Here is a 23,893-nt window from a genome sequence, read left to right on the forward strand (position 1 = left end):
GAGGTCGATTTCCAACCCGGAAATCGACTCTTTTTGTTGTCGTTCCTTGACAACCCATATCTAATCCTTTCAATTGTATGCATGTGCATGTATATAATTGAAGATAAACGGATGGATTCATATGCATTCATCGAACTCATCTTTTTACATATCACTGCTAGTAATTAATATTCAGTCGGAGGTTAATGAAATGTCTTATACAGAATCTGTACAACCCTTATTCCGTCCATATACTCTAGGAAATCTTACACTATCAAATCGTATCGTGATGGCACCAATGACGCGAAATCTGTCTCCTAATGGGATCCCTGGGCCAGACGTAGCTGCATATTACCGCCGAAGAGCAGAAAATAACGTTGGTCTAATCGTGACAGAAGGCACAATTGTTGATCATGCGGATTCATCTTATCAAGAAAATGTTCCTTTCATTTATGGTAAGGAAGCATTAGAAGGCTGGGCAAACGTTGTTTCGGAAGTGCATGAAGCAGGAGGGAAGATCATTCCTCAAATTTGGCATATGGGTGCTAGAAAAAACGTTAATGATTATTCTGAATCTGAAGTTGTTGAAATCGTTAATGCTTTTGCTCAAGCAGCTTCTAATGCAAAACGCACTGGGTTTGATGGCATCGAAATCCATGGTGCACATGGCTACTTAGTTGACCAGTTCTTCTGGGAGAAAACAAACGAACGCACAGATCGCTATGGCGGCAGCCTGGTTGCTCGCACACGTTTTGCTGAAGAAGTTGTTAAAGCTTGTCGTGATGCAGTAGGCCCTGATTTTACAATTATACTGCGTATTTCGCAGTGGAAAGAATCCGACTTTACCGCTAAACTAGCTAGAACTCCAGACGAATTAAAACAATTCCTCACACCACTAGTTGAAGCAGGAGTAGATATCTTCCATTGTTCCACCCGCCGATTCTGGGAGCCGGAATTTGAAGGCTCCGATTTGAACCTTGCAGGTTGGGTTAAACAAATTACGGGAAAACCAACGATTACTGTTGGCTCGATTGGCTTGGACGGTGATTTTATTTCACTATTCAAAGAAGGTAAAGGTGCTAGTAACGTAGGGATCGAAGGTTTAGTTCAGAAGTTGGAAAATGATGAATTTGATCTGGTTGCTATCGGTAGAGCCTTATTAGTAGATCCTGAGTGGGTAACTAAAATTCGAGAAGGACGATTGGATGACTTAGTTCCTTTCACAGCTGAAGCGCTTAAGACACTGTATTAATTAAAAAATAGGCTATAAAAAAAGGCTGGGAATTCTCCAGCCTTTTTTTGTTGAGATATCCCGAAAACGATATATTAACGGGCAGATCGCATAATAAATGGATCTGACTTGCACCTGAGGTCGACACTTTTAAATCTCGATTCTCACCTGAATTTCTGTTAGAAATTCTTCACTATTTATTGTATCTCGATTATCAATTTCATATATTTCAAAAGGGTCACTTAATATCGGGTACCCTTTTTCTTTTGCGAAGTTTAGAACATCAAGTATTCTATCTGAGCTTTGACGATAATCTCCTCGGTAGTAGAGAGAGAGGTATTCACCGGCAGGAAGAACAAAATCATATTCTAACTCATCATACTCGAGAATAAAAAAGACAGCGTTAAATACCTCTTTTTCCCCCTTATATAGGTCTTCAACTGATACAGATGCACCAAAGAGTTGATTGCCGAAATCTCGAATTTTGCTTTCATGCTTTTTGTGTAGCTTTTTAATAGCAAAATCCATCTCTTCATCCCGGGTAATACGGGTATCTAGATGCAAGCAAGGTCGTTCCGGAAATGATTTGATCGAGAATTCACCAGTTGTAATTTGCATCGCTGTAGTTAGTACATTTATTCTTTCCTGAATCATCCGTTGTTTCGTCTCAAGACTACGTAGCTGTTCACTAACTAGATCTTTTTCTTTATGTAATAAATAAAGAGTGTTTTCGATACTTTGATGATCCAAATAATCTTTTATTTGTTGCATAGTAAAATCCAATTGGCGAAGATCGCGGATCACGTTTAACTTGTATATGTCCTTCAGTCCGTAAAGCCTATATCCGTTCGTGTCACGGCGAGGTACAAGCACACCTATCTTTTCATAATATCGCAAAGAATCTACACCGATTCCATATAGCTTTGATATTTCATTGATCTTATAATACTCTTTCAATATATTTCTACCTCTCTAAAATTCTCACTCATAAAAGCTTGACCTTAGTATTATACCAGGGTTTAGTGTGATTTATGCAAGTTTGATATATCATAAAACACAATGCAGCTGGAGTGAATGTTTTGATACAACAAGAGAAATTTGATCAAGTATTTGACCTAATGAAAGCATCTTTTCCTGAGAGTGAGTATCGCGATTATAACAATCAAAAAAAGTTACTGTCCGATCAGCGATATCACCTGCTTACAGAAGAAAATAAGCAAGGCGAAGTAATTGCATTTCTTGCAGGTTGGGAATTTGAGACTTTTAGATACGTAGAGAATATTGCCGTTTCTCCATCGATTCGGGGAGGAGGAATAGGGAAACAATTAATGGAACGATTTATGCGGCAGTCTACTTTGCCAATTGTCTTGGAAGTCGAGGATCCTCAAGATGATTTACAGAGAAGGAGAGTTCGATTTTATGAGCGTCTTGGATTTTGTTTAGGTGAATTTAAGTATGTTCAACCGCCCCTGCGGGAAGGAATACCCGGTTTACCTTTGTGCATTATGAGCTATCCAGAGAAACTGTCCGCTTCCCAGTTTGAACATGTGAGAGATGTACTTTACAGAGAAGTATATAACTTACACCGATTAAGTATCCCAAGATCGTAGCATAGATCCAAGATATGTTATCCGTCTTTTAACTCGCATCGAAAAAGGTATTTTAATATGAGTTACATAGAAACTCTATAAAAGTAACACACCATACCTAGGAAAGAATGGTATATTTGATGTTGAGAACACAGATGATTGGATGGGAACCCGTTGATAAATGAACAAGGACTGTTTGACGATGTAGGAAAATGGCAGAGAAAGATTCTAAACGGCTATTGGATTGTGGTCTTGATCTCCTTAGTAGCTGAGATCGTTGCCCTTATGATTAAGATAAGGCTTGAACCGGAGAGCGTGCCGTATTACTTGATTTATAAAATGTTGATTCCTACCAGCGTGCAAGTCACTCTTGTCACAGTGAATGAACTAATGGAGCGATACTATAAGAAATCTTCCCCCTTACTTACCATCTTAACGGGTACCCTGATTGGTGCTGTTCTGATTTACGGCAATATGAGGGTAATTGGCATACAGTATGTCATGATGATTCCCATGTTAGTCGCAGCTTTTCACTTTAGTAAAAAGTACTTAACCTTCGCTTTTTTAATGGTGATCGCTGAGCTCGTAATTATGTATATCATGTTTCCATTAATTTGGACCCATATGACAATATTCGAACGGTTTGCCCTGTTCTATATACTGACCGGGGAATATTTAATCCTGATCCAACTACTTCACAGAGGGAATGACTTGCTGGAAAGACTGGTCAGGACTTCGCGCTCTGAACGTGACTTACTGATCAATAACACCATTATGGAACGATTAAGCAAGACTGACGCGTTGACAGATCTATATAACCACAGGACCTTTCAAGAATATCTGGATCATTTGATAGAACATTGCGACACGAACAAGATGCCTCTCCAAATGGCGGTGATCGATATTGATAATTTTAAATCTATCAACGATACTTACGGACATGCGGTCGGAGATATCATCTTGAAGAGAGTAGCCGGCATACTGCAGCAGTCGCTAACTTCGGATGAGATTATTGCCCGCTATGGTGGAGAAGAATTCGCCATTATATTTCCCGAGAAAACATTAGAGCAAGCCTTCGAGATCTGTGAACGTGCTCGTGAATCGATCCACCTGCTTAATCACCTCGAAATGGAAGATCGCCGGGTCACGGTCAGCATCGGGCTCTCTGGATACGTTCATGGTATGGAAAAATCACAGTTTTTTAAGGAAGTGGATTCCTTGCTCTATGTAGCTAAAAAGGAAGGAAAAAATAGAACTGTCTATCCGCGTGACAACGAACTGCCCGTTTCTTTTGGCGGACGTATGAGCTTTTAATAGATGCTGTAGTTACACTGGTTGTATTTAATTACTTCTCATAAAGTAGTTCTTTGAAATGGAAAATGATAAAAAAGGTGTATTGAGGTATACTCAGTACGCCTTTTTCATTTGGTTATGGGTATTAGGGATGATTTTTGAAGAATATACTAAGCGGTTGGGCTTGTTTATTTTAAAAGTGACAATCTTGAACATGAGGAGGCCAATCTCCTGTGAATTTTAATATAGCCGATTTATCGACTGGATTCGTTATTGAAACGTCCGGTGTGTATTCAGGTAGTTCTATCAAATACGTTTTGAATAGCCCCTTTTTATGAGAAGAAATTGGATCTGTCCCTGAGGTTTGAAGACTATGTCAGGGGCAGGGTACAGTGATAGTTCAAAGCGGGACGAACCCTATGTTGAGTTTTTAACTTTTTTGGAAACTAGAACGGTACAGACTTTTTCAATTTCTTTCGTCTTACTGGATCTAACGGGAAACGTTAGCTAAATACACAAAAGGAGCAGTTGGCCGATTGGCAGCTGTTCCTTTTGCGTTAGGCTAAATTCCATGTATTTATTGCATTAGTGACCTTGAATGTATCGCGCTTAGGTAAGGTTGGTTCCGTATATTGTTCAATCTCTGAAACAGTAATCCATTATTCTTTGAGAGCACCAATCATAACACCATGCACAAAATATTTTTGCAAAAACGGATATAGGATTAAGATTGGCAATGTAGAAACAATGATCGTCGCGTACTTTATCGTTATTCCGATATCTGTGCGATCGCCGGTAGCTGCTCCTGTCATCATACTATCTGTGCTGTTGGAGATTAAAATTTCTCTAAGCACCAGCTGAAGAGGGAATAATTCCCGGTCACGTAAATAAATCAAAGCACTGAAATACGAATTCCAGTGTCCGACAGCGTACCATAAAATCATAACGGCAATGACGGGCATCGATAGAGGGATAATGATCCTGACCATGATTACCCAGTCATTCGCCCCATCAATGCGAGCGGATTCTTCCAAACTGGGCGGAATGCCTTGAAATGCGGTTCGCATAATAATTAAGTTAAAAGAGTTGATTGCTCCTGGTAAGAGAAGTGCCCATGGTGTATTTAACATTCCAAGATTGTTAACTAGCAGGAAAGACGGAATAAGCCCCCCACTGAACACCATCGTGATGACAATATAAAACATGATGTGGTTCTTGAAATAAACATTACGACGGGAAAGGGCATAAGCACCGAGTGTTGTCATAATTAAGTTGATAGCTGTACCTACAATCACATAGAATAGCGTATTCCGGTAACCTGTTGTAACCATGGGATTTTCCAAAACTGCTTTATACGCATCCAGACTAAATCCTAAAGGTGAGAACAGCATACCACGAAATTGAGCCATTTCTGTAGGATTACTAAGTGATGCAAACAGGATATAAATAAAAGGATATAGTGTAACGAAGCAGAGTAACAGCATAAAACAGGTATTAAACCACGAAAACACAGTTTCGCCCAAAGAACGTTTATATGTCATTATTCACGTCCCCCTTACCACAATCTATGTTCGCTTACACGCTTGCTAATGGTATTGGCCACTACAAGTAAAATGAAGCTGATGACAGAATTAAATAAGCCTACTGCAGCGGAATACCCAAAATCTGCACCAAGGATACCTTTTCGGTATACATAGGTCGAGATAACATCAGCGGTTTCATACGTAAGCGGGTTGTATAGCAGTATAATTTTTTCGCTTCCCACAGCAAGGATGGATCCTATATTCAGGATGAGCAGGATTACAATCGTAGGCATAATACCTGGGATTGTAATATGCAATGTTTGCTTCCAGCGTCCTGCGCCATCAATTCGAGCAGCATCGTACAGCGTAGGATCGATTGAAGACATTGCAGCCAGATAAATTATAGACCCCCAGCCAATCCCTTGCCAGATACCAGAGGATACATAAATCGAGCGAAACCACCCCGGATCTTGCAGAAAAGCAATCGGCTCAATTCCAATAAAACCAAGTATATTATTGATCAATCCATCGCGGGCAACAAAGTCGACAAGCATTCCGGCAACGACCACAATGGAAATAAAGTGAGGGAGATAACTAATCGTCTGTACGATTCGTTTGAAGAAGACAAGTCGAATTTCATTGAGTAATAGAGCCAGGATAATAGGAGCAGGAAATGCAAACAACAACTCATAGAAGCTAATCATTAACGTATTTCGGAGAAGTCGCCAGAAGTAAGGGTTTTCAAAAAAATTCTGAAAATGGGTGAAACCGACCCAAGGACTATCCCACACACCTACGGCTATACCGAAATCTTTAAATGCAATGAGCAACCCATACATTGGGCCATAATGAAAAATGCCATAGTAAATAATAACGGGAATAAGCATTAAATAAATATAACGATTACGAATTAAATCTTTCTTGATAATCGTTCGTTTGCGATCCACCGGCATTCTGGCTGCTTCTTGCACAAAATGTCTATTTAATTCAGGCATCAATTCTCCTCCCGGTTATCCGGAATAGGTTAAGAGGCCTTTACGCCCTATTCCGGCATGGTTATCAGAGCAATACTTATCGACTGTTGTAACGATCTAATGCTTCTTGTTGAATTTGTATCGCTTCATCAATACCTAAACCTTTTAGCATTTCTACATATTTATCGAAATTATCGAGCGTTTCTGTGCCCATAATAAATTTCAGAATCTTCTCATCTTTAAATGTATTTAAGTCAGTCATAATCGAGGAATATCGACTGCTATCTTCTGCTGCGATCGTAATAGGAGGCATTTTTTTCTCCTGAGTAGTACCGGACCACAACTTCATGGCCTCTTGTTGTTCCGGCTTGGTTGTATACTGCTTCGTGTGACGAACATCTTGCACAAAAGGACCTGATGTAGCCCCCATAATGTGCTTTCTAAAAGCTTGGGAAATCGGTAGTCCGTCAGGATTTTTCAAAACCACATCCGTATACTGAGGCTCGCCGTCAACTAATTTGTAGGTTTCTCCTTCTTTTCCGAAATTCATGGTGAGTCTCCCTTCATCACTGTACAAGTAATCCAGGAATTTTACAGTTTCAACTACGTTCTGGTTACTTCCGGTGATGCCTGCGAAGATACCGGTAACGGGGTTATCCATATGCCCGAAGACGGGCTGTTCTCCAGAATTCAAAGTCGGATAAGGGGACCCGACAATTTGGAAATCCGGTTGGCTCACTTTCATTAAATCCATGTATTTACCGATTCCACCATTCAGGAACATGACTGTCGAACCTACCTGATTGCCGGTTATTTTGGCGTCTGTCATTTTGGCATCTGTTGTCGCGAAGTCCTTGTCGAGCAGTCCTTCATTATACCACTTGTTCATTGTGGCCAAGTATTCCTTAAAACCAGGTTCGATCGGCCCGTATTTGACGGTATTATTCTCTTGGTAGAAATCGTTAGGTGTCCCGAAGGCACCAGCAAAGGCTAACTCTCCAGCCGGTATGAGAATCGGAATTTCATCCGCTTCTCCATTTCCGTTTGGATCTTGTTCTTTAAACGCTTTCAAAACTTTGTACCATTCATCAATCGTCTCTGGTACAGACAAATTCAATTTATCCAGCCAATCCTTACGTATCGCCGGTCCGAGGAACACCTGTTGAGTCACATCTTCACGAATGAATGGGAAGCCAATAAGATCTCCATCGTCTGTAGAAGCCATTTTTCTCCATTCCGGATTCTCGTCTAACAGTTTGGATAAGTTTGGGGCATGCTCCAAATAATCATTTAGTGGAATCAGCTTCTTATCTCTAATTGCTTTTTGTGCTCCACCGGGGTAGGCGTTCCATCCATAATCCACAACATCAGGCATCTTATTGGATGCGACCATTAGATTGAATTGTTCACCAAGCTGACCTTGAGCAGGGTGCTGAAAATTTACTTCAACCCCAGTTTTGGCCTGAATCTCCTTCCAGGCCGTAACTTCTCCATAACTCTTCATAACGGCAGCGGCATCAGGAAACAAATCCACCCAATAGGTTAAACTCTTTAATGGTTCATTCTGCTCTTTTCCAGCGGGTCCTGTCGACTCCGATCCGCCTCCACTGCATGCGGCAAGTGAAGTTGTAAGCAGTCCCAGCATCGTGAAGACAGCGGCATACCTTCTCATCTTTCGTGTGTGCATGAACATGAACAAATCGCCCCTCTCAAAAGTTATATTCAGCAATTTGAAATGACGCATCTTCATTTGGCGGGGCCATCCCTGATGAGATAGCCCCAGGTGAGTTAGCTTAATGTGGAGCCCCAGTCGTAAGGATCATTATGGTTTGTGTAAATCCCCTTGACTACACGATAGGCAAGCTTTGGTTTGCGATATTCGTTGACAAGTCCTTTGTTGTTGAAGGATCGAGCCCGGTCTCTGAAATGGGGAAGATGACTCTGCATCTGAGCTCTTGTATCTGCAAATTGCCATACATAGGTTCCGCTAATCTTCGGATCAGATCGGAAGAGTTTCAGAGATTTGCCGAGCAGGTCAGCTTGATAATCCTCACTGAATAGGCGGGGTTCCCAGCCGGAATCCCCATATACGCCTGCTCCGCCAAATTCAGTCATAAGCACCGGGGTGTTCTCAGCTCCATATTCCTTGCAGCGCTCATGAAAGACTTCGAGCATGTCTTTGAATTCAGCATGTCCGAAATACCATCCGCCATAGTAGTTAATCCCAATAACGTCGAAGAGTCCAAGACAGATGTCTGTCATAGGATGCATAGTGGCATAAGTCAGGAGCCTTGACTGGTCCTTGCTCTTAACGAGTTCTGTCATCTTAATGGACAACTCATAGGCTTGTTCGGAGCGTGTATCAATTTCATTATGGACAGACCAGAATAGAATGGAGGGATGGTGAAGATCCCGATCAATCATCTCACCCATCATGGTCATCGCTCGTTCTACGAAGAGCGGATCGTCAGTCTCCTTCGCTGGGAATGCAGCACCCCATATCGGAATTTCACTCCAGAAAATGATGCCCTGCTCATCCAGCAGATCAATCCAGTATTCACTCTGTGGATAGTGCGAACCACGTACAGTGTTACATCCCATCTGCAGGATAATGTCAAGTTCCTTGGTCATCAATTTGTTGGGGAAAGAAAATCCCCAATCGGGGTGCTCTTCATGGCGGTTAACGCCCTGCAAGTACAGCTCCTTGCCGTTTAGAAGAATCTTCTTATTGCGGGTCTCTACAGTTCGAAACCCAATTCGATCTGTCTTGTCATCTTTGCCAACAACGGCTCTAATCATATAGAGGACAGGATCTTCCGTTTCCCACCGCTTCAGATCTGTCCAGTTTTGTTCCACAACGAGTTCTATGTTACCTTTGGCAGGAAGGTAAGCGCTGTCAGAATAGCATATCTCATTGTTTCGATAGATGGTTACAGGCACTTCTGCAGGTGTATCCGATAGGGATTGAAGCTTTAGCAGGATTTGAACATCGCTACTAGAATCTCCAGTCATATCATAGGTGATGCTCATCCCATCCACCCAGACATCAGGTAAGCGCTGAAGCTCTACGGGGCGGATAATTCCACCGTAATGAAACCAGTCCACAATATGGTAGGGCAAAGTATTATGCTCCAGTGTACTATCTGTGCGGACAACGAGCTCGTGAACTCCTGCAGTGACATTAGGAATTACAAAATCAAAAGGAGTAAATCCACCATAATGGTATCCCAAATGTTGTCCATTCCAGTACACGTCAGCATGCCCCATTACAGCGTGGAACAGTAACCGCAGATGGCTGCTATCTTCAACTGTGACCCAAGTTCGATACCACGCTACTCCTTCGTAATCATATTTGCCGAGTTCATTATTCCAACAGGCTGGTACGGGTACACGATCATGGTTGGAAGGGAAGTTTGTGTGCCACTTTTCAGATAATCCAATATTGTCATTGTCAAAAACGAAATCCCATAGTCCATCAAGCAATTGACATTCTCGTAGTCGATGCTGCTGAAATGTCCGTATCATATTCATCATCTCCAATAATTTATGCTAGATCATCAATAAATGATGGTCTTTATGTTCGGAGTTTAGCACTCGCAGCAAGAAAGCGACAATGGCAAAAACAATACTATTCATTTATCATAAATGATACTAATTAGGTTAGGAGGTAATACCATGGAATATGCTTTAGGGAATTTGGTGGTACATATACATTGGGTTATCGCCAAGCCGGCGCTGCCAGGCTGGGAGGATATTCGTCAGACGGTATCCGGGCATACGTTTTACTATATATACAGTGGTAAGGGGGTGTTTCGTTGTGAAAATAAAGATGTAGAAGTAGAGCGAGGCACATTAGTGTACCTTTGGCCGGGGCTGTCTCTTTATATGAAGTCCTCTGAAGCTTATCCGCTTCGAATGACGATGTTGCTCTTCGATTGCGCTTCGCTAAGGAGAATTGAAGAGAATGAGTGGAGTATCCCAGAACCTATCGAGCGAATGCGAATGCCATTTCTACTACAGTTAAAGAGTGAGCATATGGGAAAGATCGGAGAACTGTTTCGGGAAGCGGAAAGGGAGTGGGTTCCGGGGGATTTTGTGCGAGAAGCTCGAGTGAAATCCGTCTGGTATCGCTTGGTGCAAGAGTTACATGAAGCGGCCGAAGCAGGGGGAAGACAGAGCGGTGAGGAAGAAATTACGGCGGCTGTTCGCAGATTCAAAGAGAAACTGGATACCGAATTCGCCGCCGAGTTGCGCATTACTGAATTGGCGGAGCAGACAGGTTTCTCTCCTGTTTATATACGCAGAACCTTTGCAGCTCGGTATGGGCAGAGTCCTAAAGAGTACCTGGATCAACTTCGTAACGAGCATGCGATTCGCAGGCTTCGCTTTACCGGGGAATCCATCACAGAAATAGCGAGTGCATGTGGTTATTCAGACGTCTACCAGTTTAGCAAAACGTTTAAGAAGCGGAACGGTTTCTCTCCGTCAGAATATCGCAGATTGAGAAGAGATTAATACCCGCCCGCATTCAAGAAAAAAAACTATTCAAATACAACCATTTCTCCTACATCTATAAAACCAAATCGTTTATAGATGTTTTTCCCGTCATCTGAAGCCTGTAATACAACTGGTTTTTGTTTATCCTTTGTCTGTTTTAAAAGAAATTGAAACATTTCGCTGCCATAACCTTTGCCTCTAAATGTTTCTTTTGTCATCACATCATAAATGCCATAACTATCTTTGCTTTCTATTAATAGACCAGTAGATACGGTCATTTCATCTATGCATCCAATAAACATTTGAACTTCTGCACCTAATTTTGCTTGTGAAAACTTACTAAAATAACTTTCTAACGCATCTTTTTCTGGTGAACCTGCAAATAAGCTAATAAAAACCTCTTTATATTTCATAAAATCAACATTACTTTTCACAGGAGTAATGATAAGCTGTTGAGCATCATTTTGACCAACATTAAGGGTATTTTCAAGTTTCATCATTACATTACGCTCTGCTTCGTTAAGGTCATATTCTTGCATCAGTTCTTTCCAATCATTATTTAAGAACCGTGCGTCAATCCAAGTACTAAAGGGATAGCCTTTAACAGAAAAGTTATCGATTTCATATCTAATCTTATCTACATTTTTGATATTTGGAGATTTTGGCAATATTATATTGAATGTATCAGTGGGAACTTCTGTATTCGATATGACGAAATCTTCTTCACTTGTAATTTTCCCACTAACTGCATGAGTAAATACTTTTAATTTTTCTTCAAAATTGTTTATCACTAATTGTTGATCTGTAATCATGTTTTTGCACCTTCCAATTTAATTTAGCGCTCTTTTTTAGTATAACGTCAATTAAATTCTAAATAAACTGAATTCTTAGTATTTATATTTCCTAGAATTTTAAGAAAACTAGCGTATATAGAGCGACATTTGAATCGAATGCTTCTTTAATCATTAGCTAACGGGCATGATATCAAGGGAATTTTCGAACAAAAGAAGCTATTGACTGACCGCCGGGTATTCGAACACGATGGAGAGTTAAGTAGCCCTGTGTTTTCTCGGCGTAACCATGTTTTGTTGTTACGGCAAATTCAAATCCAGCACGCTTAACAAGCTTTATTACATTCTGATTGTATTCACCGGAAGGATAAGCAAAAGCAATTACGGGGTGTCCCAATCTCTCCTCCAACCTTTGTTTGGCTCCCGAAATTTCGTCTACAAGTTGTGACTGATTACTTTTTGTCAAATCTACATGATGCCGTGTATGCGCGCCAATTTCAATGACACCTGATTGTTCCATTTCCTTCGATTGACTCCAATTGAAGTGATTGGGTGAACCAATATAATCGCTGGTGACGAATATTGTTGCTTTCATTTGAAGTTTTTTTAAGATTGGATAAGCGACTGTAAAATTATCTAAATAGCCATCGTCAAAAGTAATTAAAATCGGTTTATCAGGGATCGATTGATTCGTCTTCCAACTCATTAAATCCTTGAAAGTGATTGTATTATATCCTGATTTTTTTAAATGTTCCATTTGTTTAAAAAACACCTCAGGAGGTACACAAAGTGTATTAGACCCATTAATGCTAATCGAATGGTACATCAAGATAGGAATAGATTCTGCGTTAACTTGAGACATAGATTGAATTTCTAGTGCAGATTGTTTTTTCCCGATTTGTGATTGGAGAGGAGGATTAGCTTCTTGTTCCCATCCGCTGATTAATGAACTAATTAACAAAAGAAAAATATGTATAATATGCAAATTTATTCAACCTCCAAATATATCTTAGCATTGTAGAATAAGAAACAAGGAATGATTCGAGTTTCCGCTAACAGAGCACTATAGTTGAATCATGATATAAAGATAAGAGGGGGAATTGAGTGAGAAATTTGACGAAACCGACAATTATAAGTTCATTAAATAACAACGTCAGAGGACAAGAACCTACACACATAAGAACTTTCATCGTTAGCCGAAGTTGAAATATTACTAAATAGAGCCTTATAAAGCTAACGAGCAGCATAGCTCAATATTTTCACATGAAAACTCTGCATAATAGAGCTATTTACTAAGGCCGTGGATAAGATGCTACATACTTGGTTGGATAAATTATTCCCAATCTTCTTTAACAACATGCACAAGTACTGTCGAGGGAAAGAACATGCTCTCATTTACCGATTAGACATGTATCTAAACGATGTATGCACGTTAATCCATTAAGCTAACGAGTCGGTTAGCGAAAGAAGGATTTTATAAAAACAATAGAGAATAATTATTATTTGCTAATAAGTACCTCTAACTATTTAAAACGAAGGATAGGTTCGTAATTTTTCATATTTTTAATAAAGGGTGAGCTTAATTGAAGGCAGTCATTCGAAAGGTTGGTTACATAAAATGCATATCAATCGGATTCCTTCTATTATTATGGATTAGTGTATTTTTAATTGGAGGTATCGTTGCCACATATTCATGGACACTACTAAAACTAGTTTTGCCCTTTGTCGGTATACTGGGATTGTTAATGAATTTAGTCATTTTTATTATTTTATTATTTAAAAGAATAAAAAGTTTAAAGTTAGCTTTTAATGTAATAGTAAATATACTAATGGTTATTCCTATACTTATGACTATGAACATGATTCCTTTTGCTTATCCTAACACAGCTGAACACGCCCAACCGTCCGTCACTGTGTATTTTCCTTTAAAGGAACAGACAGTCGTTGGTTGGGGTGGAAATAATGTTAACGACAATTTACCGCATGCTGTATGGTCATCAGAGAGATGGGCATATGATTTATTAATAGAACCATTTAACATCAATAGTGATAATAACGAAGATTATGGTATATGGAATAAATTAATTTATTCACCTGTTTCTGGTTTAGTAATTTCCGCTTATGATGGTGAAGATGATATTACGCCGGGCTCAGAAGATTTTAAGTCATTGGAAGGTAATTATGTATATATAAAAATAGAAGAAACAAATACTTACCTTTTACTTAACCATTTAAAAAAAGATAGCGTAATAGTGAAGGTAGGAGATGAAGTGAAGCCGGGTGATTTATTGGGGCGTGTAGGGAATAGTGGTTCATCTTCAGAACCCCATTTGCATATTCATCATCAAAGACAAAATCCAATCAAAACTATACATCCTGTATTAGCTGAAGGACTTCCTTTGTATTTTAAAGATATAAATGTTAGTTCAATGCCAAGAAAAGGTGAGATTATAGTTCCCAATTATTAAAGGATTATAATTAAAATAATCAAATTCATAGACCCAAATTTACATATACTTTAACAGAGATTCTAAGGGGATTTACATACACTGACGGAAGCGTTGATCCAAGAAGGATTAATGCTTTTTTGTTTTATTCCTTATTGTAAAACGGGGTAGGTTAGCTGAAGAAGGAATAAATGGACTTAATGAGAAGATGAGATTCACCAAAATATAATGATAAACTCACCAATGCAGATAATCGCTCATTTGACTAACGGGCAGTTTGACGCAATTGAGAGTTTAGGTTAATACAAACATGCGTATCATTATATGATTCGCATGTTTGTTGAATTATAAATTGAGTTTTTGCTGTTCATGATAGCTGCCTGGGGCATATGGAAACCTATTTAAGCCCTTGCTTATTCATTAGTCGGCCAATGATAGAAGGTAGTATAGGAATAGACACAACAGCGGCTACGAAAAATGAGTTTGAGTTATTGATAAGGACATTCTTACATTTTTTTAGGATGTAGTGAACGATTTCCTGTACTTGTTCGTAATATGTTTGATTGCATGAGTCGCGTACGTACGGATGTGGTCATATGGCAAATATGAAACCGAGGAAAGGAGCAGAGACTGCAGTTGGAAGAGCACAAGCTAATAAAACGCGCGCAGCGAGGGGATAGTCAGGCGATGGTGCAACTGCTGCATGCCCACTACTCCTTTTTAACAAAGTATCTCATCAAAATGACGATGAATCCTGAGCTAGCCGAGGATGTGGCGCAGGAAACCATGCTGAAGTGTATTGAGAAGATTCATCAATATAACGGAAAATCGAAATTCTCTTCATGGATGATTACGATAGCTACCAGGATTTATATCGATCAGATGCGTCGCACTAAAGTAGAAAAGCAGTGGAGGGACCGGGAGCAGGCATCTCGGCGAACAGAGTGGCAGATCAAAGCTCAGCATGAGGAATGGACTGATGCGATGCAGGCTTTGTCCATACTGGGGTACGAATGGCGGCTGCCGATTTTGCTCAAGCATTATTACGGCTACAGCTATGATGAAATCGCAGACATGATGGACATTCCGGCGGGGACGGTTAAGTCCAGAATCCATCATGGATTGCAGCAGTTAAGAAAGGAGCTGGCGACAGATGAAAAGGAATAAAGGAATGCGGGAACAAACTGCCGATCTGAACGAGCAGGATCATACGCATGGTGAAGGCTTCCACAAAGAATCATCTGCAGAGGATCAGGTTCTGATCGCTGAGCTGCTGCATGGATTCGATCAGATGGAGCTGACCATCCGGAGACCGGAGCCGCCGCCACTGCATGAGCTGGAGCAGCTTGTCGCAGCTGAGCAGCAGAGGCTCCGCAAACGTGCAGGACTGGAAGTTGTACTGTTTTTGATCATTGCTTTAGCTTTAATAGGAAGCAATATTCTCTTGGCATCCATGAACATTGTTGTATTTGTCGCCATTCAGGGGCTGGTCTTCGTCGGTGCGATCGCGTTTGCTGTACGATTTTTTTATCGTTCTAAGAAGAAGGTGAAATCCAGTAATGCATAAAACAAATCTCGATACGGTTCCCGTATGGGTCTTAATACTGGTCGCCTGTATCCTGCTGATACAAAGCTTATTTTTGTTCATTCATTCCCGCCGTCATACAAAATACTATTGGATCTGGGGGATCGTGGGACTGATCCAAGCTCCTGGACCGCTTATTGCCTATTGGATTGTTCATATTTATTTGCCGAGAAGAAAAGAACTCCGGAAGATAGGGAATGATCGCAATCAACCAAACGAATAAGGAGGGGAAACACTCATGGATACAATGAATTCAAGCATACCTTGGAATTTGATCATGCCTATCATCGTCCTGCAGCTGATTTTGGCTGTGGTGGGATTGGTATCACTATATAAAGCGGAAGCAACTCGCGGACCGAAATGGTTGTGGGTCATTATTATCTTGTGCGGTAACATTCTGGGTTCAGTCGCTTATTTTGTCTTCGGGAGGAAGGATGCCTCATGACCCGGACTTTGCTGCAGGTAAAAGATTTATCCAAGCGCTTTAAGGAGCGTGAAGTTGTCAAAGGAATATCGTTCAACATCACTGAAGGCAGCTGTGCCGCTCTACTCGGACCAAACGGTGCCGGTAAAACAACGACGATCAATATGCTGGCTGGATTACTTCAGCCGTCAGCAGGAACGATTGAGCTTCTGATAAACGGAAACCCGACAACGGATCGGCGGCCATATATTGGCTTTTTACCGCAAATGTCCGTGTTTTATCCCTGGATGACCGGCGCTGAATTTTTGCTTTATGCTGGAGAGCTTGCCGGGTTGACAAGTCGTGAGGCCAAGAGGGAGACCGACAAGTGGCTGGAGGCAGTGGGCATTCGGGACGCGGGTAAGCGCAGGATCGGCGGCTATTCAGGCGGAATGAAACAACGTTTGGGGCTTGCCCAGGCACTCATTCATAGTCCGAAGCTGCTCATTCTTGATGAGCCAGTGTCAGCACTCGATCCCACAGGACGAAAGGATGTACTGACTCTACTCCGGGACATTCGCCGGGAAACGACAGTCCTATTTTCCACACATGTGCTGCATGACGTAGAGGAGATTTGTGATGAAATTCTCATGATTCAAAATGGCAATATTGCCCTTCAAGGAAACCTTGAACATATTCGCCGAACTTATAGCGAGCCAGTGATTAGGCTAGAGGTTGATGGGGACGAGGCATCACGGTCCTGGTTGACCGCTATCTGCAGCAAGGATTTTGTCATCCATTCGGAGGTTTCCGGAGGACGTGCGAAGCTCAGGGTCGCGAACGTTGAACAAGCTTCCCTTACACTTATGGCGGACGCTGTATCCCAACGCATTGTGATCCGTTCGCTGGAAGCAGGTCATAGCACACTCGAAGACTTGTTTGAGAGGGTGGTGCAATCGTGAGGCAGTTCTTATTGTTTTTTCGTAAAGAAATGCGGGAGATGGGGCGCAGCTATAAATGGTTGTGGGTGCCGATTGTGTTTTTGATACTGGGGATCATGCAGCCAGTGGTGACACGTTTTTTGCCGGAAATTTTAGAATCCGCTGGAAATATGCCTGAAGGCATGACGATTACCATGGGGCTTCCTACTGGAACAGAAGTGATGGCACAGACGCTTAGTCAATATAACTCAGTCGGACTTATGATCCTAGTGCTGTCCATCATGACAATGATTTCTGGTGAGCGTCAAAGCGGGGTTTCACAGATGATCTTTGCAAAGCCGGTGTCTTACGTATCCTATGCGGCAGCGAAGTGGGCAAGCATGCTGTCTCTTGTCACTGTGTCTTTTGTGCTTGGTTATGCGGGGGCTTGGTATTATACTGTGCAGATGATCGGAAGCGTCGAGACCGGGGCAGCCATAAAAGCAGGACTCTTCTATTTGCTGTGGCTCTGGTTTGCCGGATCGCTTACGCTGCTCATGAGCTCTCTCCTGAATTCTGCAGCAGGTATCGCTTTCGTTAGCTTAGCGGTGGCAATACTGCTGTCCATTGCTTCGCAATGGCTGCCATCGTTTACGGCCTACAGTCCAGGTTCTTTGCCGCAAATATCGATGCAGTGGCTGCAAGCAAGCGATAAATCTACGAGTGCTTTGGGCGCAGCCATCCTTTGTTTGATATGCATTATGGTCTTTTTTATGATCGCAGTCTATCAAGTAAAAATAAAGAAATCCAAAGTATAACAGTCATTAGATACAAAATAGTAATGCTAATAAGTATAACCCGCCTGCATATCCGAATGACTCTGTAAAAACGACGTAAGTACGCTCGATGAATGGCGTATCCTTTTGGAACGTCCACGGAATGGCTGATTGGTTACAAACTGGTAACCAATGCAAATGCTCTTCGCGGCTCAGTAGCGTGGTGACTGTGTTGTTTGAACGCCAGGTTCATTGAAAGTTAAAGCATGATCAAGATGGATGAAACAATTTTTTGTTTAATAAATGTAAACAGATATTCAGTACTGTCTGTCGTAGTAAATAATATACGAACAGGGCACTGCATATCTGTTTTTTTGAATACAACCATTTCTCTGGCATCGATATATCCAAAATGCTTATATATCCCATCATCTGAAGTCTATAATTAACAACCTTAGCCATAATTATGGTTAAGGTTGTTTTTGTATTTTTGAGCTAAATCTATTTCAAGAAAAACTCTACGAACACTATGAATGTTCAAACTGACCGGTTGCTTTTTTGCAGATCTGGAGATTTCAAGGGATCGCATATCGGAGAAAAAGCAAGTATACTGTTATCATCATTTATATTTATTCGTGGCAGATTTATAGGTAAAGAGAAGGGATAATTAATGAACAAAACCATTTCAGATATAGCCTCGATTGCTGGCGTAGCAAAGAGTACCGTATCCCGTTATTTGAACGGAGGTTCAGTAAGCGAAAACACTCGCAGAAAAATTGAACACGTCATTAAGGAGCATCATTATGTTCCTAATACCTTTGCACAAAGTTTGAAGGCCAAAAAAACAAATATTATAGGGACTGTAGTGCCAAGATTGGACTCCTTTGCATCCTCACAAACATTAATAGGCATCGATGAAGAACTGCGAAACGTTAACTATCATATGTTAATCTCTAATACGAGTCAGGATTTTGAGAGAGAAATTGAGGCAATCTACAATTTTGCAAGGCAGAAGGTATCCGGAATCATTTTGCTTGCAGCCCAGGTGAAGGATGAACATCTGATAGCGATAAAAGAGTGCGGGGTTCCTGTACTGCTTGTTGGCCAACAGCATCCTGATCTTCACAGCTTGATACATGATGATTATAAGGCGGGTTATATGATGGGTCGTCATATTCTTGAAAAAGGACACCGCCGAATTGCATATTTAGGTGTGACCGAAAAAGATATTTCCGTTGGCGTCCAGAGAAAAGAAGGATTTAAAAAAAGCTTGGAAGGCAGTTCTTGTTATGTACAGTATTATGAAACCGGATTTAAAATGACGGAAGCTATGGTGACCGCCGCTCATATATTAGAGGAATATGATCCTTCCATTATTGTTTGTGCTACGGATAACATTGCGCTTGGCGTCATGAAGGCAGCGAATGTAAAACAAATCAATATTCCTGGGGATTTATCCGTTACAGGATTTGGAGGCTACGATGTCACTGAGATTATTCATCCGGCCTTAACTACGGTACAATTTCAATATAAAGAGGCAGGAAAGCGCGCTGCCCAGAATATTGTAAGACTGGTGCGAGAGGAAGAAATTGAAGACGTTACGATGATGGATTTCATCTTGCTTGATCGAGAGAGCGTTGACAAACAATAATTTCCTGCTTTATAATTCTAAAAAAACGGTTTCATGATTTTTTCTTGCTCAGGAACGAATTATGAAACTTATTTTTTAAATCGTTTGGAACCGGTTCCGTTTTTTTAATCTCTTTTGGAACCGGTTCTACTCAGAACTTATTCAATTCATTAGGTGGAGATTTATAAGATGAAAATAACAAGGGAAGAAAAGTACAGGAAGCTTGAACAAGCTTTTCCCGGAGAAGTAGACAACCTTATTGCTCTTGTTGGAAAGTCACCATGGAGACAGTTGTTTCATATTCAGCCGCTTACCGGTCTTCTTAATGATCCCAATGGTTTTACCTTCTTTCAGGGAGAATATCACTTATTCTATCAGTGGTTTCCTCTCGGAACCTATCATGGGATGAAGTATTGGTATCATACTAAATCTAGGGATTTGGCTCACTGGGAGAATGTCGGTATTGGAATAGAGCCTGGAGGACCCTACGATTCACATGGTGCTTATTCTGGAAGCGGTATTGTGAAAGATGACAAGCTCTATCTTATGTATACTGGGAACTCACGTGATGAGGAGTGGGTGAGACATCCGTATCAAAATTTAGCTGTAATGGATACAGAGGGGAATATTATCAAAAAGAACAGTCCTGTCATTGATTCGGTACCCGATGGATACACCGAGCATTTCAGAGACCCCAAGGTGTGGGGAAGTGAGGGCTCATATTATTGTGTAATCGGTGCACAACGAACAAACATGTCGGGATGCGCGGTAATGTATCATTCTCCAGATTTAATCGAATGGACATTTGAAGGAGAAATTGTTACAAAATTAGATCAATTCGGGTATATGTGGGAGTGTCCAGATTACTTCGAAATGGACAATCAAGGTGTATTATTATTTTCACCTCAAGGTGTTAGTCCTGAGGCTGATGCTTTCAATAATATCTATCAATCGGGTTACATCATTGGAGAGCCACTTGATCTGTCAACTAGAATATTCAACCATGGCCCATTTCAAGAGCTGGACCGAGGGTTTGACTTTTATGCACAGCAAACCACCGAAACGCCGGATGGCCGCCGAATTTTAGTTGGATGGATGGGACTCCCTGAATCAAAATACCCAACAGACAATCAGGGCTGGGCGAATTGCTTAACTCTGCCAAGGGAATTGATCCTTAATCAAGGCAAAATGATTCAGCGTCCGGTACGCGAACTAGAACAGTTACGCAAAGAACAGTCCGATGTTCAAGACTTGTTGAGAGATGAAACAAAAATATTCCCGGATTTTAATGGCACTACTTATGAACTGATTTGTGAATTTACGAATATGAATGCACAGCGGTTTGGTGTTGAATTCCGAGCAGGGAAGAATGAAAAAACGGTCCTGTGGTACGATCATCTGAGCAAGAAAGTGATACTGGATCGCTCTATATCCGGTGAGCCTATCGAGTCAGCCTACGGAAATGTACGACGCTGCCCATTAGATGCTGACAAAGTCAAATTCCAACTGTTTGTTGATACCTCCTCGGTTGAAGTCTTTGTCAACGATGGAGAGGAAGTTTTCGCAAGCCGTATTTTTCCAAGTAAAGACAGTACGGAAATTCGCTTTTTCTCTAGCGGAGGAGCCGTTTCATTAGAAGCATCGCTTTGGAGGATTTAAGTGTTAGTAGATTACATTTTGGCTCTATCGATTTGATAAAAGTCCAATAAAACATGCTCATTTGAAAGCGATTAAATCGGCTAAAAGCAAAGGGGCTAAAGTGACTGTCCAGGATACCACCGGGCAGGAGATGCATCTATAGCGGATTTCTGTCTAATTTCTTTTTCAGCTTTTCACATAGAGGACAGTACAAGCAGCTCTACCTGAATACATGAGTATAGTCAGAAGATTCTGCAATTTGCCTAGGTGGAAGCGGAGCATTATCAATCACCTTAAAGAAGCCATTCCATTCCTGCATTACATCATACAGAGGAAGTACAAAGGTTTATACTAAACCAAGTAGAAAAGGAGCAGTGTATATGTCTGAGAATCAAGAAATAGCTAAACAGGTTATTGAGGCCATTGGCGGCAAAGAGAATGTTGCCTCCTTCGCCCATTGCGCTACAAGACTGCGTATTATGGTCCACGACAAGGAGCTTATCGATCAAACCCGAGTGGAAAACATCGATAAGGTAAAGGGTGCATTTTTTAACTCAGGGCAATTTCAAATCATTTTTGGAACCGGTACCGTTAATCGCATCTTCGATGAGGTTGAAAAGCTTGGAATTAAAGGAACCACGAAAGAAGAAGTGAAAAGTCAGGGGAAGAAAGAAGGAAATGTTTTTCAAAGAGCGATAAGAACATTTGGCGATGTTTTCGTCCCGATTATTCCTGTACTCGTTGCAACCGGTTTATTTATGGGTTTACGTGGACTTCTTACTCAAGAGCAAGTTCTGGCGCTGTTTGGAATAACGGCTGCTGATATCTCCCCCAATTTCTTGCTTTTTACTGAGGTATTGACGGATACCGCATTCGCCTTTTTACCCGCTCTTGTAGCATGGTCTGCATTTCGTGTATTCGGTGGAAGTCCGGTACTTGGGATCGTACTTGGCCTCATGTTGGTAAATCCAGCTCTTCCGAATGCCTACAGTGTTGCAAACGGATCAGAAGAAGCGCTTTACATGTTCGGATTCATTCCTATCGTGGGATATCAGGGGTCCGTTCTTCCTGCATTTTTTGTAGGTTTTCTTGGAGCTAAATTCGAGAAATTTCTAAGAAAAAGAGTACCCGAATCCATTGATCTCATTGTAACTCCATTTATTACACTGCTTGTCATCATAACGCTTGGATTGTTTGCCATCGGACCTGTATTCCATACGGTTGAAGATTGGGTCCTACACGGAACGATGTTCTTATTAGATCTTCCTTTAGGAATATCAGGCCTCATTATCGGTTTCTTCAATCAAATCATCGTAGTAACTGGTGTGCATCATATATTCAATTTTTTAGAAATCCAGCTGCTGGAGAAGACCGGTTCGAATCCATTTAACGCCATTATCACTTGTTCTATGGCCGCTCAAGGTGCCGCATGTTTGGCAGTCGGATTAAAAACGAAGAATGCGAAGCTAAAAGCACTGGCCCTTCCTTCATCGTTCTCATCTTTTCTCGGAATATCGGAACCCGCAATCTTTGGTGTGAATTTACGATATATGAAGCCTTTTGTTATGGCACTCATCGGCGGAGCCGTAGGTGGTTTCATGGCATCCATATTTGGTTTAGCAGGAACAGGAATGGCAATCACCGTAATTCCCGGAACGCTGCTTTATTTAAACGATCAACTGTTTCTGTACATTTTATGTAACGTTGTTGCGATGGCAATTGCTTTCATATTAACCTGGATGTTCGGTTATAAAGATGACAAGATCGAGGCAATCTCGGAAGGTGTACAAAGTAAGGAACGTGTTCAGAAAACTACTATGAGTAGTAGTGTTATTACATCAGATACATCAAATATACCGAGTAGATCAGAAAACACTGCTCAGAAAGAAGATGGATACACTCTTAAATTTCCATCGCCTATTACTGGGAAGACTATACCGCTTGAATCTGTCCCAGATCCGGCTTTTGCTGAGAAACATATGGGAGAGGGATATGCTATTGAGCCTGCGGAAGGTAAAGTATATGCTCCTTTTGACGGTGTTGTTGCACACCTGATGAATAAAAGTAAACATGCACTAATATTGGAGCATGAGAGTGGTGTACAGCTCTTGATTCATGTAGGGATTGATACGGTTTCACTTAAAGGATCTGGGTTTACAACTCATGTTCAGACTGGAGATTCAATAAAAGAAGGACAATTGTTGCTAGAATTCGATATGGATTACATCTCAGAAGCTGGACTGTCTACGATTACTCCTGTACTCATTCCTTCGGGTATAGAGGAGGTTGCAGCTATGAATGTGAATACAGGCATTCAAACGACTGCGAACAAGGATGAAATTATGGTTGTCCAAATGAATTCAAAAGAAAAGTAGAATAAAGGAAAATACCTGAAAGTCGCTATTTTAGCGGCTTTTTTTATTTATGGCTTTAGCCAGTTGAGTGCGTGAAACGCGCGAAACAAAAAACCACCCGCTATGCGGGTGGAGGAATCAAAGGTTTGACCACTAAGACCATTCCGATAGAATTGAGATGTTCAGGCTCAAAGAAAGGAATGGTCTTAGATGGCAAACAAGAGCTACAGCCTAGCTCACACAAAGTGGATGTGCAAATACCA

Annotated in this window: 21 protein-coding genes; 14 read left to right on the forward strand and 7 right to left on the reverse strand. The window is 41.2% G+C overall.

Features of this window, described 5'->3' with window-relative positions:
- Positions 1-190 precede the first annotated feature (190 nt).
- Positions 191-1,231 carry an NADH:flavin oxidoreductase gene (locus KJS58_RS23690; RefSeq protein ID WP_213536054.1) on the forward strand — a complete coding sequence of 347 codons (1,041 nt, stop codon included), beginning with the start codon at positions 191-193 and terminating at the stop codon, positions 1,229-1,231.
- A 129-nt stretch (positions 1,232-1,360) separates the two neighbouring features.
- Here KJS58_RS23690 and KJS58_RS23695 read toward each other — a convergent pair whose 3' ends face one another.
- The gene (locus tag KJS58_RS23695; protein WP_213536056.1) at positions 1,361-2,167 is read right to left on the reverse strand and encodes a MerR family transcriptional regulator; all 807 of its coding nucleotides are present in this window, start codon (positions 2,165-2,167) and stop codon (positions 1,361-1,363) included.
- A 122-nt stretch (positions 2,168-2,289) separates the two neighbouring features.
- Between KJS58_RS23695 and KJS58_RS23700 the strand changes: the two genes are divergently transcribed.
- Positions 2,290-2,820 carry a GNAT family N-acetyltransferase gene (locus KJS58_RS23700; protein ID WP_213536058.1) on the forward strand — a complete coding sequence of 177 codons (531 nt, stop codon included), beginning with the start codon at positions 2,290-2,292 and terminating at the stop codon, positions 2,818-2,820.
- 153 nt (positions 2,821-2,973) lie between these two features.
- Entirely contained in the window at positions 2,974-4,113 is a 1,140-nt protein-coding gene (locus tag KJS58_RS23705; protein WP_213536060.1) for a GGDEF domain-containing protein, read from the forward strand.
- Positions 4,114-4,751: 638 nt separating this feature from the next.
- Here KJS58_RS23705 and KJS58_RS23710 read toward each other — a convergent pair.
- From KJS58_RS23710 to KJS58_RS23725, 4 genes are all read right to left on the reverse strand, one after another.
- Entirely contained in the window at positions 4,752-5,633 is an 882-nt protein-coding gene (locus tag KJS58_RS23710) for a carbohydrate ABC transporter permease (RefSeq protein WP_213536062.1), read from the reverse strand.
- 14 nt (positions 5,634-5,647) lie between these two features.
- On the reverse strand, positions 5,648-6,568 hold the full coding sequence (locus KJS58_RS23715) for an ABC transporter permease (RefSeq protein WP_249717880.1): 921 nt from the start codon (positions 6,566-6,568) through the stop codon (positions 5,648-5,650).
- Between the two features lie 118 nt (positions 6,569-6,686).
- Positions 6,687-8,282: an extracellular solute-binding protein gene (locus tag KJS58_RS23720; RefSeq protein ID WP_249717859.1), complete on the reverse strand. Its 1,596-nt coding sequence runs from the start codon at positions 8,280-8,282 to the stop codon at positions 6,687-6,689.
- 95 nt (positions 8,283-8,377) lie between these two features.
- Complete coding sequence (locus KJS58_RS23725; protein WP_213536065.1) at positions 8,378-10,114, reverse strand: glycoside hydrolase family 2 protein; 1,737 nt, start codon at positions 10,112-10,114, stop codon at positions 8,378-8,380.
- Positions 10,115-10,264: 150 nt separating this feature from the next.
- Here KJS58_RS23725 and KJS58_RS23730 point away from each other — a divergent pair, with 150 nt between their 5' ends.
- Positions 10,265-11,104 carry an AraC family transcriptional regulator gene (locus KJS58_RS23730; RefSeq protein WP_191801788.1) on the forward strand — a complete coding sequence of 280 codons (840 nt, stop codon included), beginning with the start codon at positions 10,265-10,267 and terminating at the stop codon, positions 11,102-11,104.
- A gap of 26 nt (positions 11,105-11,130) precedes the next feature.
- Here KJS58_RS23730 and KJS58_RS23735 read toward each other — a convergent pair whose 3' ends face one another.
- Both KJS58_RS23735 and KJS58_RS23740 read right to left on the reverse strand, forming a co-directional pair.
- The gene (locus KJS58_RS23735) at positions 11,131-11,898 is read right to left on the reverse strand and encodes a GNAT family N-acetyltransferase (protein ID WP_213536067.1); all 768 of its coding nucleotides are present in this window, start codon (positions 11,896-11,898) and stop codon (positions 11,131-11,133) included.
- Positions 11,899-12,070: 172 nt separating this feature from the next.
- Entirely contained in the window at positions 12,071-12,862 is a 792-nt protein-coding gene (locus tag KJS58_RS23740) for a polysaccharide deacetylase family protein (protein WP_213536069.1), read from the reverse strand.
- A 598-nt stretch (positions 12,863-13,460) separates the two neighbouring features.
- Between KJS58_RS23740 and KJS58_RS23745 the strand changes: the two genes are divergently transcribed.
- The 10 genes from KJS58_RS23745 (at position 13,461) to KJS58_RS23790 (ending at position 23,651) form a co-directional block, all read left to right on the forward strand.
- On the forward strand, positions 13,461-14,345 hold the full coding sequence (locus tag KJS58_RS23745; protein ID WP_249717862.1) for a M23 family metallopeptidase: 885 nt from the start codon (positions 13,461-13,463) through the stop codon (positions 14,343-14,345).
- 615 nt (positions 14,346-14,960) lie between these two features.
- The gene (gene sigY / locus KJS58_RS23750) at positions 14,961-15,491 is read left to right on the forward strand and encodes an RNA polymerase sigma factor SigY (RefSeq protein WP_213536071.1); all 531 of its coding nucleotides are present in this window, start codon (positions 14,961-14,963) and stop codon (positions 15,489-15,491) included.
- Positions 15,478-15,891 carry a YxlC family protein gene (locus tag KJS58_RS23755; RefSeq protein ID WP_213536073.1) on the forward strand — a complete coding sequence of 138 codons (414 nt, stop codon included), beginning with the start codon at positions 15,478-15,480 and terminating at the stop codon, positions 15,889-15,891. Before sigY ends, KJS58_RS23755 begins: the two co-directional genes overlap by 14 nt.
- On the forward strand, positions 15,884-16,132 hold the full coding sequence (locus KJS58_RS23760; RefSeq protein WP_213536075.1) for a transcriptional regulator: 249 nt from the start codon (positions 15,884-15,886) through the stop codon (positions 16,130-16,132). Before KJS58_RS23755 ends, KJS58_RS23760 begins: the two co-directional genes overlap by 8 nt.
- 24 nt (positions 16,133-16,156) lie before the next feature.
- Complete coding sequence (locus tag KJS58_RS23765) at positions 16,157-16,354, forward strand: PLD nuclease N-terminal domain-containing protein (protein WP_213536091.1); 198 nt, start codon at positions 16,157-16,159, stop codon at positions 16,352-16,354.
- Positions 16,351-17,274: an ABC transporter ATP-binding protein gene (locus KJS58_RS23770; RefSeq protein ID WP_213536077.1), complete on the forward strand. Its 924-nt coding sequence runs from the start codon at positions 16,351-16,353 to the stop codon at positions 17,272-17,274. The genes KJS58_RS23765 and KJS58_RS23770 overlap by 4 nt, the downstream gene beginning before the upstream one ends.
- On the forward strand, positions 17,271-18,050 hold the full coding sequence (locus tag KJS58_RS23775) for an ABC transporter permease subunit (RefSeq protein WP_213536079.1): 780 nt from the start codon (positions 17,271-17,273) through the stop codon (positions 18,048-18,050). The genes KJS58_RS23770 and KJS58_RS23775 overlap by 4 nt, the downstream gene beginning before the upstream one ends.
- 628 nt (positions 18,051-18,678) lie before the next feature.
- Positions 18,679-19,659 carry a LacI family DNA-binding transcriptional regulator gene (locus KJS58_RS23780; RefSeq protein WP_213536080.1) on the forward strand — a complete coding sequence of 327 codons (981 nt, stop codon included), beginning with the start codon at positions 18,679-18,681 and terminating at the stop codon, positions 19,657-19,659.
- 168 nt (positions 19,660-19,827) lie between these two features.
- A complete protein-coding gene (locus KJS58_RS23785) occupies positions 19,828-21,297 on the forward strand; it encodes a glycoside hydrolase family 32 protein (RefSeq protein ID WP_213536082.1) in 1,470 nt (489 codons plus the stop codon).
- 359 nt (positions 21,298-21,656) lie between these two features.
- Entirely contained in the window at positions 21,657-23,651 is a 1,995-nt protein-coding gene (locus KJS58_RS23790) for a sucrose-specific PTS transporter subunit IIBC (protein ID WP_213536084.1), read from the forward strand.
- Positions 23,652-23,893 lie beyond the last annotated feature (242 nt).

This window comes from Paenibacillus sp. J45TS6, assembly GCF_018403285.1.
Taxonomy (GTDB): domain Bacteria; phylum Bacillota; class Bacilli; order Paenibacillales; family Paenibacillaceae; genus Paenibacillus.